A 14633-nucleotide genomic window follows, 5' to 3' on the forward strand; every position below is an offset into this window, starting at 1 on the left:
GAGCCGATCCAATTGTTCCACGGCCCGGGCGGCGGTGGACGCTGACGGGCGCCTTAACCATCGCCGGGGGTACTGTCAAGAGGATTCCGCTCACCCCTACGAAACGGAGAGCACGCGTGACGCGCAGCGTGTACGTGACCGGCATCGACCGCGGCGACGGCCGCCAGGTCGTCGAGCTGGGGGTCATGGAACTGCTGACCCGGCAGGTCGACCGGGTCGGCGTCTTCCGTCCCCTGGTGCACGACGGGCCGGACCGGCTCTTCGAACTGCTGCGCGCCCGCTACCGGCTCTCGCAGGACCCCGCGACGGTCTACGGCATGGACTACCAGGAGGCCTCCCTCCTCCAGGCGGAACAGGGCGTGGACGAGCTGGTGTCCGCGCTGGTCGACCGCTTCCACCTGGTCGCGCGGGACTACGACGTCGTCCTGGTCCTGGGCACCGACTACGCCGACACCCAGTTCCCGGACGAGCTGTCCCTGAACGCGCGGCTCGCCAACGAGTTCGGCGCCTCGGTCCTCCCCGTCGTCGGGGGCCGCAAGCAGACCGCCGACTCGGTGCTGGCCGAGACCCACAACGCCTTCCGTGCCTACGACGGCCTCGGCTGCGACGTGCTCGCCATGGTGACCAACCGGGTCGCGCGCGAGGACCGGGACGAGATCGCCGAGCGGCTCGCGCACCGGCTGCCGGTGCCGTGCTGGGTGGTACCGGACGAGCCCGCCCTGTCGGCGCCGACGGTCTCCCAGATCGCGCACGCCCTGGGCGCCGAGATCGTCCTCGGCGACGACTCCGGGCTCGCCCGCGACGCGCTGGACTTCGTCTTCGGCGGGGCCATGCTGCCCAACCTGCTGGCCGCGCTGACCCCGGGCTGCCTGGTCATCACGCCCGGCGACCGCGCCGACCTTGTGATCGGCACGCTGGCCGCGCACAGCGCCGGCACCCCGCCGATAGCCGGGGTGCTGCTGACGCTGAACGAGGTGCCCGGCGAGGGCATCCTCACCCTCGCCGCCCGGCTGGCCCCCGGCACGCCGGTGCTCTCGGTGACGGGCACCAGCTTTCCCACCGCGGAACGGCTCTTCTCCCTGGAGGGCAAGCTGGGCGCGGCCACCCCGCGCAAGGCGGAGACCGCCCTCGGCCTCTTCGAGCGGTACGTCGACACCGCCGAGCTGAACAAGCGGGTCTCCGCGCCCAGCAGCGACCGCGTCACGCCGATGATGTTCGAGCACAAGCTGCTCGAACAGGCCCGCTCCGACCTGCGCCGGGTCGTCCTGCCGGAGGGCACCGAGGAGCGGGTGCTGCACGCGGCGGAGGTGCTGCTGCGGCGCGGGGTGTGCGAGCTGACCCTTCTCGGCCCCGTCGAGCAGATCCGCAAGAAGGCCGCCGACCTCGGCATCGACCTCGGCGGCGCCGAGCTGATCGACCCGGCCGCCAGCGAGCTGCGCGACTCCTTCGCCGAGAAGTACGCCGCCCTGCGCGCCCACAAGGGCGTGACCGTGGAGCTGGCGTACGACGTGGTCTCGGACGTGAACTACTTCGGCACGCTGATGGTGCAGGAGGGGTTCGCCGACGGCATGGTGTCGGGGTCGGTGCACTCGACGGCGGCGACCATCCGGCCCGCCTTCGAGATCATCAAGACCAAGCCGGACGCGGCCATCGTCTCCTCCGTCTTCTTCATGTGCCTGGCCGACAAGGTGCTGGTCTACGGCGACTGCGCGGTCAACCCGGACCCGGACGCGGAGCAGCTGGCCGACATCGCGACGCAGTCCGCCTCGACCGCCGCGCAGTTCGGGGTGGAGCCGCGGATCGCGATGCTGTCGTACTCGACCGGCACGTCCGGTTCCGGCGCGGACGTCGACAAGGTCCGCGAGGCCACCGAGCTGGTCCGCTCGCGCCGCCCGGACCTCAGCGTCGAGGGGCCGATCCAGTACGACGCGGCGGTCGAGCCGTCGGTCGCCGCGACCAAGCTGCCCGGCTCCGCGGTCGCCGGGCAGGCCAGCGTGCTGATCTTCCCCGACCTGAACACCGGCAACAACACCTACAAGGCGGTGCAGCGCTCGGCCGGCGCCATCGCGGTCGGCCCGGTGCTCCAGGGCCTGCGCAAGCCGGTCAACGACCTGTCCCGGGGCGCGCTCGTGCAGGACATCGTCAACACCGTCGCCATCACGGCGATCCAGGCCCAGCAGTCCCCGACCGAGAAGGCGTCCGCCCAGTGAGCTCCACGCGTGTCCTCGTCCTCAACTCCGGCTCCTCGTCGGTGAAGTACCAGCTGATCGACATGCGCGACGGGGAGCGGCTGGCGGCCGGGCTGGTCGAGCGCATCGGTGAGCGGACGTCGCGGCTGAGGCACACCCTCGTGGCCGCCGGCGACACCCGGGAGCAGGAGGGCCCGATCGCCGACCACGAGGCCGCCCTGAAGGCGGTCGCCGCCGAGCTGGGCCGGGACGGTCTGGGCCTGGACTCCCCGGAGCTGGCCGCGATCGGGCACCGGGTGGTGCACGGCGGCGAGTTCTTCAGCGAGCCCACCCTGATCGACGAGAACGTGCTCACGGAGATCGAGCGGCTGATCCCGGTCGCGCCGCTGCACAACCCGGCCAACCTCACCGGCATCCGCACCGCGCAGGCGCTCCGTCCCGACCTGCCGCAGGTGGCGGTCTTCGACACCGCGTTCCACACCACGATGCCGGAGTCCGCGGCGCGCTACGCGATCGACCCGAAGATCGCCGACCGGTACCGCATCCGCCGCTACGGCTTCCACGGCACCTCGCACGCGTACGTCTCCCGCGAGACCGCGCGGCTGCTGGGCAGGGCGCCGGGCGACGTGAACGTGATCGTGCTGCACCTGGGCAACGGGGCGTCCGCCTCGGCCGTGCGGGGCGGCCGGTGCGTGGACACCTCCATGGGCCTGACGCCCTTGGAAGGACTCGTGATGGGTACGCGCTCGGGAGACATGGACCCGGCCGTCATCTTCCATTTGATGCGCGTTGGCGGAATGTCCGCCGACGAGATCGACACTCTTCTCAACAAGAGGAGCGGTCTGTTCGGTCTGTGCGGTGACAACGACATGCGGGAGATCCGCCGCCGGGTGGACGAGGACGACGAGCAGGCGGGGCTGGCCTTCGACATCTACATTCACCGGCTCAAGAAGTACATCGGCGCCTATTACGCCGTTCTCGGACGCGTGGACGCCGTGGCGTTCACGGCGGGGGTCGGGGAGAACTCGGCACCCGTGCGCGAGGCGGCCGTGGCCGGACTGGAGGGGCTCGGCCTGGCGGTCGACGGCGGGCTGAACGCCGTACGCGGCGACGGAGCCCGGCTGATCTCGCCCGCGGGGGCGCGGGTGGCCGTGGCGGTGGTACCGACGGACGAGGAAATGGAGATCGCGACACAGACCTACGCGCTGGTAAATGAATCGGGGAATCCCGATCTCACCTGAGCGGCATCCCGCCCTTTTGTATTTTCCGCCAGACGGAATATTCCGCGCCGAAACAAACCGATAGGATGGCACCCATGCGCCGTTCGAAAATCGTCTGTACTCTCGGCCCCGCGGTCGACTCCCACGAGCAGCTCGTCACGCTGATCGAAGCCGGCATGAACGTGGCCCGCTTCAACTTCAGCCATGGCACCCACGCCGAGCACCAGGGCCGTTACGACCGGGTCCGGGCCGCCGCCAAGGAGACCGGCCGGGCCATCGGCGTCCTCGCCGACCTCCAGGGCCCGAAGATCCGCCTGGAGACCTTCGCGGAGGGCCCCGTCGAGCTGGTGCGCGGTGACGAGTTCACCATCACCGCCGAGGACGTCCCGGGCGACAGGACGATCTGCGGCACGACCTACAAGGGCCTGCCCGGTGACGTCACCAAGGGCGACCAGGTGCTCATCAACGACGGCAACGTCGAGCTGAAGGTCACCGAGGTCGAGGGCCCCCGGGTGAAGACGATCGTCATCGAGGGCGGCGTCATCTCCGACCACAAGGGCATCAACCTGCCGGGCGCGGCGGTCAACGTCCCCGCGCTGAGCGAGAAGGACGTCGAGGACCTCCGGTTCGCGCTGCGCATGGGCTGCGACCTGGTCGCCCTCTCCTTCGTCCGGGACGCCAAGGACGTCGCCGACGTGCACCGCGTCATGGACGAGGAGGGCCGCCGGGTCCCGGTGATCGCCAAGGTCGAGAAGCCCCAGGCGGTCGACAACATGGAGGACGTCGTGATGGCGTTCGACGGCGTGATGGTCGCCCGTGGCGACCTGGCCGTCGAGTACCCGCTCGAGAAGGTCCCCATGGTGCAGAAGCGCCTGATCGAGCTGTGCCGGCGCAACGCCAAGCCGGTGATCGTGGCGACCCAGATGATGGAGTCGATGATCACCAACTCCCGGCCGACCCGCGCCGAGGCCTCCGACGTGGCCAACGCGATCCTGGACGGCGCCGACGCGGTCATGCTGTCCGCCGAGTCGAGCGTGGGCGCCTACCCGATCGAGACCGTCAAGACGATGTCGAAGATCGTCACCGCCGCCGAGCAGGAGCTGCTCTCCAAGGGCCTCCAGCCGCTGGTGCCGGGCAAGAAGCCGCGCACGCAGGGCGGTTCGGTGGCCCGTGCGGCCGCCGAGATCGCCGACTTCCTGGGCGGCAAGGGCCTGGTCGCCTTCACCCAGTCCGGCGACACCGCCCGCCGGCTCTCCCGCTATCGCGCGGCCCAGCCGATCCTCGCCTTCACCACCGACGAGTCCACCCGCAACCAGCTGGCGCTCAGCTGGGGAGTGGAGCCGCACGTGGTGCCGTTCGTGAACACCACGGACGAGATGGTGGACCTGGTGGACCAGGAGACGGCCCGCCTCGGCCGGTTCAGCGACGGCGACACCGTCGTGATCACCGCCGGTTCGCCCCCCGGCGTGTCCGGCACCACCAACATGGTGCGGGTCCTCCACCTGGGCGAGACGCGGCGCGGCTGACTGCCCCCTCCCCGTCGTACGCACCGAGGGCGCCCCCTGTCGCAGGGGGCGCCCTCGGCGGTTGCGGCTCGCGACCGCGGTATCAGTCGGTGATGTACTGGTGCAGGCCGGGAACGTGCAGGGTGCCGCCGAACTGGCCGGCCTGCACCACCTTCACGTTGGTGAAGTAGATCAGCGGGATGTCCAACGGCGGCGGGTTCTTCGGGTCGAAGGTGATCGGGATCAGCCCGAGCAGGTTGCCCGAAATACTTTCGGTGTACATGACCGTGTCGCCGTCGCGGATCGTGGACGTGGAGCCCTTGGCCGCCTGGACGTGGTGAGTCTTACCGGTCGTGTCGTCCTTGACGATCTGGTGCAGGTCGCCGATGTCGGTGCCTTTGGAGATGACGTACTTCAGGACCTTCTTCGTCGCCCCACTGGCCGTCTTCACCTCGACGATGCCCTTGTAGGAGGCGCCCTTCAGCGTGAGTGAGCTGGCCTCCAGGTACCAGGGGTCCTCGGGCACGGGCAGCGTGTTGTCGACACCGCCCTCCTCTTCGGTGGCGGCCGGGCAGTCCTCCGGATCCACGGCGGCGCTCTCGGACGGGCTGGCGCTGGGCGAGGCGGTGACCTCGTCCTTCGCCTCCTCCGCGGCCTTCTCGGCGTCCTCCGTGGCCTTGTCCACCGTGTCCTTGGTGTCCTCGGCCGCCTTCGACGCCGCGTCGGTCGCGCCGTCCACGGTGTCCTTCACCGTGCCGGTGACCTTGTCGGTGGTCTCCTTCACGACGTCGGACGCGTCGTCGCCGACGCTCTGGGACGCCGAGGGGGTCGGCGACGGGCTCGCGGTCTCCTCGGCCTTCTCGCCACCGGTGAAGATGCCCTCTATGGCGTCGCCGATGCCCTCCAGCAGGCCGCCCTTCTCCGATTCGGAGGGGGAAGGCTCGGCGGCGCTCGCGCCGACCGATTCCCTGCCTTCGGACGCGGAGGGGCTCGGACCGGGCTCGGACTTGTCGCCGTCGGCGGCCTTGTCACCGGCGGCCGTGTCGTCCTTGTCGTCGGAACCTGAATCCGACGAAGAGGACGCGTCCTTGTCCGTGCCCGGCTTCTCGCCCGTGTCCCCGGCCGACGGCGAGGCGCTGGGCTCCGTCTCGTCCTGCTTGCCGTCGTCAGTCGCGGAAGGTGAAGGTTCGGGCGACTCGGACGCGTCCTTCTCGGCGTCCGCCATGGCCTCGACACAGGCCTTGTACTCGTCCGCCGTCAGGCTGTTGGACGACGGCGCGCCCTGGTCGTTCCCGTCCGCGAGGGCGAGGGTCGGTGTGAACCCCAGCCCCATGAGGACCGCCGTGGGCATCGCCGCCAGGGCTATCGCCTTGCCGGTGGGCACATGGAACCTGGTGAACAGTGGCTTCCTGGGCGCCGCGTGACGTGGCCCCGTTCTCGCACGGGACGTCTCCTCGTCCATCCCGTGCTTCACCTCGTCAGCCGGCACTGTGCCTCCCGTTCGCCCCGTTGGCCGGGCTCGTTCCTGACCGATCGTCGCCCCCGGGCGCGCTCAGGGACGGGGCGGAAGCCGAGTCGCCCCCCGAGCTCTCGAAGGCGCCGCCCTCGCCCTTGTCGCTCTTGGCCGACCCCGACTCGACCGGCTCCCCCGGCGCCCACGCCACGGCCAGGGCACCGCCGACGAGCGAAAGCATGAAGCCGATGATGAAGCCACCGAAGTTGGCGACGGGAATGGACACCAGGGCGAGCAGAATCGCCGCGATTCCCGCGAAGACCCGTACGTGCTTCTGGAACCAGAGGCTGACGCCGAGTACGACCAGTAGCACGCCGATGATCAAAGAACCGGCGCCGGCCGTGGTGGCCATCGCCACCGTCAGGTTTCCGAACTGCAGGTGCGCGTACGGGAAGTACATGATCGGGAAGCCACCGAGCAGGACGAGCAGACCGGCCCAGAAGGGCCTGGCGCCCCGCCAGCCTCGGAACTGCAGCCTGCGGCGGGTGAACTGGCCGACGGCGGCAGGAGTCTCGGCGCTCATGGAAAACAGCTCCCTGGTACAGCGTTGCTGTGGTGGTGATCTGGGCCGCCCCGTCAGGGGACGGCCGGAGGACCGGCGGGCGGGGGCGCAACCGGCCCCCGCCCGTCAGTGAGTGCTCAGTAGCACTCGTCGACGCCCTTGGACAGCGACATCTTCAGACCGCTGAGCTGGAAGGTGCCGGCCGTGGTGGCCCACGCCGTCTGCTTCACGTCTTTCAGCACGGCCTTGTCCGCCTGCTGCGCGAAGCCGCCCGGGCTGGTCTGCTTGCCCTCGACCTCACCACTCTTCTGCCTCGGGCCCTTGTTGATGGCCCCGGCAGCCACGCCGATGTCGATGTTCGTGAAGGTGGCGTCCGCCTCCAGGTCCTGAACATCGATGTAGAGCTGCTTGGCGTGAACCTTCCCCGAGTCCTTCTCGCTGTCGCCCGCCTTCAGCTTCAGCGTGACTGACCCGATCAGCGGGATGTTCGGAGTGACGACCGACTGGCACATGTTCGTGATAGTGGCCTTGTCGAACGCCGAGACCGCCACGGCGTGATTGCCGTCCACGCCCTTGTCGTAGGCCCCGTACTGCGAGAAGCCGGTACCCACGAGCTCGTCCGCCGTCACCTTGAACGACTGGCCCGACACGCTGAACGACGCGGCGAGAGCGCCCTGCGCGAGGGCGACACCTATCGCAGCCGTGGCGGCCACGCTGGGCACCATCACCACGGCGAACCGCTTCCATCTGGTCCCGCCACGCACCTGGGACTCCATATTTCCTCCTTCTCGGACGTACATCTCCTGGCCTCGGCCCCGTCGCCAGTCGGCGACTCGGCCCGGCAGGGATGGGAGAAGTGCTACGTCCTCGGGAAGGAGAGCGCCTGTCCTCGGCGGCACGTACAACGCGCCCGAACAACCGGCGATCACCCCCGAGCGACAACCACTGGTCGCGCCTGACACGCATCACGCACAACCCTGCTGGACAGGCTTCGCCGGATGAGCGAAGACCCCCCTGTCCAAGGGCCGGCGTCACTGCCGCCGACCCTGCTCGGTGGGGACCCAGGAACCCCCGCGGCCCGACCGGCTGTCGGGGTACGGGAATGGACCGAGCGTCGCCGATCGTGGTGCATTCTCGCCGTCGGCACAAGGGGGTTCGTTACTGGCTAGTAGCGGCCGGGTGACCGCGGGACGACGCACCGGGCCCGGTCGGCGACGCTGGGTGTGCCATGAGGGCGGAACAAAACTATTGATCGATGGACAGAGTCCGACAGATCGACGCCGCCGACTTACTGGCAGTAACAGCGGCCGCGATTACCAAGCTTTGGTAAAGCGCGGCCGCAGTGACGCCTCTTCGACAGCTCCTTCACATACGCAACACGCCGACGGCGTTTAGGACGCCAATCCGGAGCACCGGAGCGGAAGGGGCCTAGAACAGGGCGCGGGCGAGCGCCCGGCGCGCCGCGGCCACCCGCGGGTCGTCGGCGCCGACCACCTCGAACAGCTCCAGCAACCGCAGCCGTACGGCGTCCCGGTCGTCGCCCGCCGTGACGCGCACCGTGTCGATGAGGCGCCCGAAGGCGTCCTCCACGTGACCGCCCACCAGGTCCAGGTCGGCGGCGGCGATCTGCGCCTGGGCGTCGCCCGGCTTGTCGGCCGCTTCCCGACGGACCTTCTGCGGATCGGCGTCCTGCACTCGCTGGAGCAACTCGGCCTGGGCGAGGCCCAGTTTGGCTTCCGTGTTGCCCGGCTCCTCGGCCAGCACGTTCTTGTAGGCCTGGACGGCGCCGCCCAGGTCGCCCGCGTCCATCGCCTGCACGGCGGCGTCGAGGGCCGCGTCGTGCGGCCCGGCGGGGCGCTCGGGGGCGGCGGGCCGCTCGGCGCCCGGCTCCGCCTCGGGGTCGACGACGAGACCGGTCAGGCCGAAACGCTCCTCGCCGACCTGCACCAGCTGGTCCAGGGTCTGCCGGATCTGCTGCTCGCCCGCGGCCCCCTGGAAGAGCGGCAGCGCCTGTCCGGCGACGACCGCGAACACGGCCGGGATGCCCTGGACGCCGAACTGCTGCATCAGCATCTGGTTGGCGTCGACGTCGATCTTGGCGAGGAGGAAGCGCCCGTTGTACTCGACGGCGAGCCGCTCCAGGACCGGGCTCAACTGCTTGCAGGGCTCGCACCACTCGGCCCAGAAGTCGATGACGACCGGGACCTCGGTGGACCGCTGCAGGACATCGCTCTCGAAGCCGGCCTCGTCGACGTCGATGACGAGGTCGGCCGGGGAGACGGCGCCCGCACCGCCGGTCCGGGCCGCCTCGGCGCGCGCCTGCTCCGCCTTCGCCTTGGCCTCCTGGGCCTGCTTCACCGCGGCGAGGTCGACGACCCCGCTCATGGACATGTTCCGTGGCTGCATGGGTCTATCCTCCCCCGTACGGCGCGCGCGTGTGAAAACCGGGTCGAAAGCCCGCCCGGATGTGTGCTGTTCGGCGTGTGTACTGCCCGATGCGTGTGCTGCTCGGCGCCGGGTCCCCACCCCACGCCCGTGGTCGTCGCTGGGGCGCGGGCGGACCCGCGCTTTCGCTACGAGTCGTAGCGTAATGCCAGGACGGCCCGTCGGAACACCCCACCGCCAGACCCCGTCGCGGTGATCTGTCTCACCACCGGCCGCGTGTTACCCGCCGGTTAAGGTCGGGGGATGCAGAGCAGCACCCCAGCCGGCCGTGCCGGGCGCCCGCGCAGTGCCGCGGCGGACACCGCGATCCTGGCCGCGACGCGGGCCGCCCTGGTCGACCTCGGCTGGTCGAAGCTCGCCCTGGGAGACGTCGCCACGAGGGCCGGGGTTGCAAAGACGACGCTCTACCGCCGCTGGGCGGGCAAGAACGAGCTGGTCGTGGACGCGGTGGCGGAGCTCTTCGACGAGCTGGAACTGCCCGACCGCGGCTCCCTCGCCGCAGACATCGAGGGCGTGGTGCTCCAGTTCGCGGCGATCCTGGCCCGCCCTGAGGCCAGGAGCGGCCTGATGGCGGTGGTCGCGGAGTCCACGCGCGACGACGCGCTGCGCGAGCGCATCCGCACGTCGATCGTCGAACGGCAGAAGCGCCTGGTACTGGAGGGCAGGGCCCGCGCCCAGGCCCGTGGCGAGCTGCCGCCGGAGACCGATGCGACCGAGGCCGCCCGCACGGCGGACCTCATCTTCGACGTGGTGGCGGGCGCGGTGGTGCACCGCACGCTGGTCAGCGCCCGGGCCGCGGACGAGGAGTGGGTGCGCGGCCTGACACAGGTACTGCTGTGGGGCCTGGCCGGCGCCGCCGGGGAGCCCGGGGACAGGGGGGACGGCGGGGACGGCGGAGGCGTCGGCCCGGGCGGCGGGGCCGACGCGGAACCGGCCGCGCCCCGGTAGGTAGGACGCGGCCGGTTCGGGCCCGCTCAGCGCACGGTGAGGACCAGCTTGCCCGTGGTGCGGCCGGTCTCCCCCTCGGCGTGTGCCCGGGCCCCCTCGGCGAGCGGGAAGGTGCCGGACACGTGGGCGCGCAGGCTCCCCCGTTCGACGAGATCGGCGATGGCGCGCATCCCGGCATGGTCGTGCTCGACGAGCAGGACGACGGCGCGGACCCCGGCCCGCTCGGCCGCGGCGCCGGTGTGCGCGTCGCCCGGCAGCAGGGAGACGACGATGCCGCCGGGGCGGAGCACACCCACGGAACGGGTGGCGGTCTCCCCGCCGAGCGTGTCGAGGACGACGTCGTAACGCTCCTCGGTGTCGGTGAAGTCCGCGGAGCGGTAGTCGACGCAGGCGTCCGCACCGAGTTCGCGCAGGAACGCGTGCTTGGGTGCGCTGGCGGTGCCGGTGACGTGCGCGCCCCGCTCCTTGGCGATCTGTACGGCGAGATGGCCCACGCCGCCGGCCGCCGCGTGGATCAGCACCCGCTGCCCGGCACGGAGGCCGGCCGTGTCGACGAGGGCCTGCCAGGCGGTGAGCGCGGCCAGCGGGAGGGCGGCGGCCTGGACGTGGTCGGTCCCGGCGGGCTTGGCGGCGAAGGCGCGGGCCGGTCCGGTCACGTACTCGGCGTGGGAGCCGTGCCCGTGCGGGTAGGGCAGCATGCCGAACACCTCGTCGCCGGGCCGGAAGAGGGTGACGCCGAAACCGGTCTCCACCACGGTGCCGGAGACGTCCCAGCCGAGGGTCAGCGGCGGGGGCGGCAGGAAGATCTTCAGGGCGCGGTGCTTGAAGTCCGTGGGGTTCAGCCCGGCCGCGTGCACGGCGACGAGGATCTCGCCCGGGCCCGGTGCGGGCCGCGGCAGTTCGGTGGGCCGCAGCACCTCGGGGCCGCCGAGGGCCGTCTGGTGCAGGGCGAGCATCGTCGGGGCGCCGTGCGGGGAAGCGCCGTTCGCGGGAGTGTCCGTCGAGGTCATGCCCCCATGCTGGCCATCGGCCCGGGCCCGGACCATGGCAAGAAGGTCATCCTCCGATACATTCGTGCCATGCTCGCCGACGCCGCCGCCCGCGCGGCCGAACTGGACCGTTTGATGCGCCCGGCGCCCCGCCCCGGCGCCCACAAGGTCGCCGTCCTCGCCCTGGACGGCGTCTACCCCTTCGAACTCGGCATCCCGCACCGGGTCCTGGGATCCGCCGACGGGCGCTACGAAGTGCTGTCCGCGAGCGTCGACGGGCGGCCCGTGCGCACCGACTCGGACCTGACCGTCACCCCGGCGCACGGCCCCGAGGTGCTGGCCGGGGCGGACACCGTGATCGTGCCGCCGTACGCCGTCACGGCCGCGTCCGCCACCGTGCCGGATCCGCGGGCGCTCGCCGCCCTGGCCCGGGTCCGCCCCGGCACCCGCCTGGTGTCGATCTGCACCGGCGCCTTCCTGCTGGCCGCCGCCGGTCTCCTGGACGGGCGCCGGGCCACCACCCACTGGGCGCTCACCGACCACTTCCGGGAGCTGTTCCCCCGGGTGGAGCTGGACGCCGACGTGCTCTTCGTCGACCACGGCGACGTGCTGACCTCGGCGGGCGCGGCGAGCGGTGTCGACGTCTGCCTGCACCTGGTGCGCCGGGACCACGGCAGCGAGGTCGCCAACCAGGTGGCCCGCCGCTGCGTCGTGCCGCCGTACCGGGACGGCGGCCAGGCGCAGTACATCGAACGGCCGGTGCCGCCGGCGAGCGGGACGGGCACCGGCCCGACCCGCGACTGGGCGCTGCGCCGGCTGGACCGGCCGCTGTCGCTGGACGAGCTGGCCGCGCACGCGGCGATGAGCACCCGCACCTTCGCCCGGCGCTTCCGGGAGGAGACCGGTCTGAGTCCCGGGCGCTGGCTGACCCAACAGCGGCTGCGGCGGGCCCGGCACCTGCTGGAGTCCAGCGACCTGCCGGTGGAACGGGTCGCCCACGAGGTCGGCTTCGCCACCGCCACCTCGCTGCGCCGCCACCTGGCCGCCGAGGCGGGAGTGGCCCCCTCGGCGTACCGGCGCACCTTCCGCGCCTCGGTGCCGTAGGGGGCGCCCCGGGTGGGTGCCGGCCTCGCTCAGAACCCCGCCGGTTCCGTGTACACCCCCCACTCGTCGCGCAGCACACCGCAGATCTCGCCCAGCGTCGCCTCCGCGCGCACCGCGTCCAGCATCGGCCCGATCATGTTGCCGCCGGAGCGGGCCGCGGCCAGCATGGCGTCCAGGGCGCCGCGCACGGCGGCGTCGTCCCGGGCGTCCTTGCGCTCGCCCAGGACCCGCACCTGCTCGCGCTCGACCTCGTGGCTGACCCGCAGGATCTCCAGGTCGCCGGTGACGGAGCCGGTGTGGACGTTGACGCCGACCACCTTCTTGTCGTCCTTCTCCAAGGACTGCTGGTAGCGGAAGGCGGACTCGGCGATCTCGCCGGTGAACCAGCCGTCCTCGATGCCGCGCAGCAGACCGGAGGTGATCGGTCCGACGGGGTGCTGCCCGTCGGGGTGGGCGCGCAGCCCCCGCTCCTTGATCTGCTCGAAGATCTTCTCGGCGTCGGCCTCGATGCGGTCGGTCAGCTGCTCGATGAACCAGGAACCGCCCAGCGGGTCGGCGACGTTGGCGACGCCGGTCTCCTCCATCAGCACCTGCTGGGTGCGCAGGGCGATCTCGGCGGCCTGCTCGCTGGGCAGGGCGAGGGTCTCGTCGAGCGCGTTGGTGTGCAGGGAGTTGGTGCCGCCGAGCACGGCCGCCAGCGCCTCCACCGCGGTGCGTACGACGTTGTTGTACGGCTGCTGCGCGGTGAGCGAGACCCCGGCGGTCTGGGTGTGGAACCGCAGCCACTGGGCCTTGTCGGTCCGCGCGCCGTACACGTCGCGCATCCACCGCGCCCAGATCCTGCGGGCCGCGCGGAACTTGGCGATCTCCTCGAAGAAGTCGAGGTGCGCGTCGAAGAAGAAGGAGAGGCCGGGCGCGAAGACGTCCACGTCGAGCCCGCGGCTGAGGCCCAGCTCCACGTAGCCGAAGCCGTCGGCGAGCGTGTACGCCAGCTCCTGCGCGGCCGTCGCCCCCGCCTCGCGGATGTGGTAGCCGGAGACGGAGAGCGGCTTGTAGGCGGGGATGCCGGCCGCGCAGTACTCCATGAGGTCGCCGATGAGCCGGAGGTGGGGCTCGGGCTGGAAGAGCCACTCCTTCTGGGCGATGTACTCCTTGAAGATGTCGGTCTGCAGCGTGCCGTTGAGCACGGACGCGTCGACGCCCTGGCGCTCGGCGGCGACGAGGTACATGCAGAACACGGGCACGGCGGGCCCGCTGATCGTCATGGAGGTCGTCACGTCCCCGAGCGGGATGTCCTTGAACAGCACTTCCATGTCGGCGGCCGAGTCGATGGCCACCCCGCAGTGCCCGACCTCGCCCAGCGAGCGCGGGTCGTCGGAGTCGCGGCCCATCAGGGTCGGCATGTCGAAGGCGACCGAGAGCCCGCCGCCGCCGTTGCGGAGGATCATCTTGTAGCGCTCGTTGGTCTGCTCGGCGTTGCCGAACCCGGCGAACTGCCGGATGGTCCACGTACGCCCCCGGTACCCGGTCGGATACAGGCCGCGGGTGAAGGGGTACTCGCCCGGCCAGCCGATCCGCTCGAAGCCCTCGTACTCGTCCCCGGGGCGGGGCCCGTACACCGGCTCCACGGGGTCTCCGGAGAGCGTGGTGAAGTCCGCGTCGCGCTTGCGCGCCGCGTCGTACCGGGCCTGCCAGCGAAGGCGGCCCTCCTCTATGGCATGAGCGTCCATGCCTTCAAATTTACTAGGACGTCCAAGTAAATGTCGATGGGGTACCGCCGTACGGGTGTCCGCACGGCGGTGGGACGGCTCGTGAGGGGCCGGTTACGCCTTGACGGGGGCGGGCGCCTCGGTGGCGGCGACCTTCGCGTCCAGCTCCTGGGTGACCCTGCGCTCCACGAAGAAGGCGGCCGTCGGAACGGTCCCGGCGAGCAGCACCCAGAGCTGCTTCTTCACCGGCCACTTCGCTTTGGACCCGAGGTCGAAGGCCACGACGAGGTAGATCACGTACAACCAGCCGTGGGCAATGCTGACGACCTGCGTGAAGTCGGCGGCGCCGCCCAGATCCAGGACGTACTTCGCGATCATGCCGAGGCACAGCGCGATCAGCAGCACACCGGTGACGTACGCCATGACCCGGTAGCGGGTCAGCACGCTCTTTTTCATGGCTACGAGCGTAACCGCCCGTTTCGCGCGATCTTCGACCGGGTCGGGCGACT

At 71.1% G+C, this 14633-nt stretch carries 12 protein-coding genes; 5 read left to right on the plus strand and 7 right to left on the minus strand.

Annotation, left to right across the window (positions count from 1 at the left end):
* The first annotated feature begins 116 nt into the window (after positions 1 to 116).
* The 3 genes from pta (at position 117) to pyk (ending at position 4935) form a co-directional block, all read left to right on the plus strand.
* The gene (gene pta, locus R2E43_RS11425; RefSeq protein ID WP_011030239.1) at positions 117 to 2210 is read left to right on the plus strand and encodes a phosphate acetyltransferase; all 2094 of its coding nucleotides are present in this window, start codon (positions 117 to 119) and stop codon (positions 2208 to 2210) included.
* On the plus strand, positions 2207 to 3430 hold the full coding sequence (locus R2E43_RS11430; RefSeq protein WP_003973574.1) for an acetate kinase: 1224 nt from the start codon (positions 2207 to 2209) through the stop codon (positions 3428 to 3430). Before pta ends, R2E43_RS11430 begins: the two co-directional genes overlap by 4 nt.
* A gap of 74 nt (positions 3431 to 3504) precedes the next feature.
* Positions 3505 to 4935, plus strand: coding sequence for a pyruvate kinase (gene pyk / locus R2E43_RS11435; protein WP_003973575.1), 1431 nt, complete (start codon positions 3505 to 3507; stop codon positions 4933 to 4935).
* Positions 4936 to 5017: 82 nt separating this feature from the next.
* On the opposite strand, the gene R2E43_RS11440 is transcribed toward pyk, so the two are convergent.
* The 4 genes from R2E43_RS11440 to R2E43_RS11455 form a co-directional block, all read right to left on the minus strand.
* The gene (locus R2E43_RS11440; protein WP_265700095.1) at positions 5018 to 6403 is read right to left on the minus strand and encodes a hypothetical protein; all 1386 of its coding nucleotides are present in this window, start codon (positions 6401 to 6403) and stop codon (positions 5018 to 5020) included.
* Positions 6393 to 6950 carry a DUF6114 domain-containing protein gene (locus R2E43_RS11445; protein WP_016327291.1) on the minus strand — a complete coding sequence of 186 codons (558 nt, stop codon included), beginning with the start codon at positions 6948 to 6950 and terminating at the stop codon, positions 6393 to 6395. The genes R2E43_RS11440 and R2E43_RS11445 overlap by 11 nt, the downstream gene beginning before the upstream one ends.
* Positions 6951 to 7066: 116 nt before the next feature.
* Positions 7067 to 7705 carry a DUF6230 family protein gene (locus R2E43_RS11450; protein WP_093457014.1) on the minus strand — a complete coding sequence of 213 codons (639 nt, stop codon included), beginning with the start codon at positions 7703 to 7705 and terminating at the stop codon, positions 7067 to 7069.
* Positions 7706 to 8357: 652 nt separating this feature from the next.
* Positions 8358 to 9335: a tetratricopeptide repeat protein gene (locus R2E43_RS11455; protein WP_003973580.1), complete on the minus strand. Its 978-nt coding sequence runs from the start codon at positions 9333 to 9335 to the stop codon at positions 8358 to 8360.
* A gap of 282 nt (positions 9336 to 9617) precedes the next feature.
* Here R2E43_RS11455 and R2E43_RS11460 point away from each other — a divergent pair, with 282 nt between their 5' ends.
* On the plus strand, positions 9618 to 10322 hold the full coding sequence (locus R2E43_RS11460) for a TetR/AcrR family transcriptional regulator (protein WP_011030233.1): 705 nt from the start codon (positions 9618 to 9620) through the stop codon (positions 10320 to 10322).
* A 26-nt stretch (positions 10323 to 10348) separates the two neighbouring features.
* Here R2E43_RS11460 and R2E43_RS11465 read toward each other — a convergent pair whose 3' ends face one another.
* The gene (locus R2E43_RS11465) at positions 10349 to 11332 is read right to left on the minus strand and encodes an NADP-dependent oxidoreductase (RefSeq protein WP_161270206.1); all 984 of its coding nucleotides are present in this window, start codon (positions 11330 to 11332) and stop codon (positions 10349 to 10351) included.
* Between the two features lie 69 nt (positions 11333 to 11401).
* Here R2E43_RS11465 and R2E43_RS11470 point away from each other — a divergent pair, with 69 nt between their 5' ends.
* Complete coding sequence (locus R2E43_RS11470; protein ID WP_011030231.1) at positions 11402 to 12415, plus strand: GlxA family transcriptional regulator; 1014 nt, start codon at positions 11402 to 11404, stop codon at positions 12413 to 12415.
* A gap of 29 nt (positions 12416 to 12444) precedes the next feature.
* On the opposite strand, the gene R2E43_RS11475 is transcribed toward R2E43_RS11470, so the two are convergent.
* Both R2E43_RS11475 and R2E43_RS11480 read right to left on the minus strand, forming a co-directional pair.
* Positions 12445 to 14145 carry a methylmalonyl-CoA mutase family protein gene (locus R2E43_RS11475; protein ID WP_011030230.1) on the minus strand — a complete coding sequence of 567 codons (1701 nt, stop codon included), beginning with the start codon at positions 14143 to 14145 and terminating at the stop codon, positions 12445 to 12447.
* A gap of 93 nt (positions 14146 to 14238) precedes the next feature.
* Positions 14239 to 14580, minus strand: coding sequence for a DUF3817 domain-containing protein (locus R2E43_RS11480; protein WP_332056158.1), 342 nt, complete (start codon positions 14578 to 14580; stop codon positions 14239 to 14241).
* Positions 14581 to 14633: the final 53 nt, after the last annotated feature.

The organism is Streptomyces violaceoruber, from assembly GCF_033406955.1.
In the GTDB taxonomy this organism is placed as follows: domain Bacteria; phylum Actinomycetota; class Actinomycetes; order Streptomycetales; family Streptomycetaceae; genus Streptomyces; species Streptomyces violaceoruber.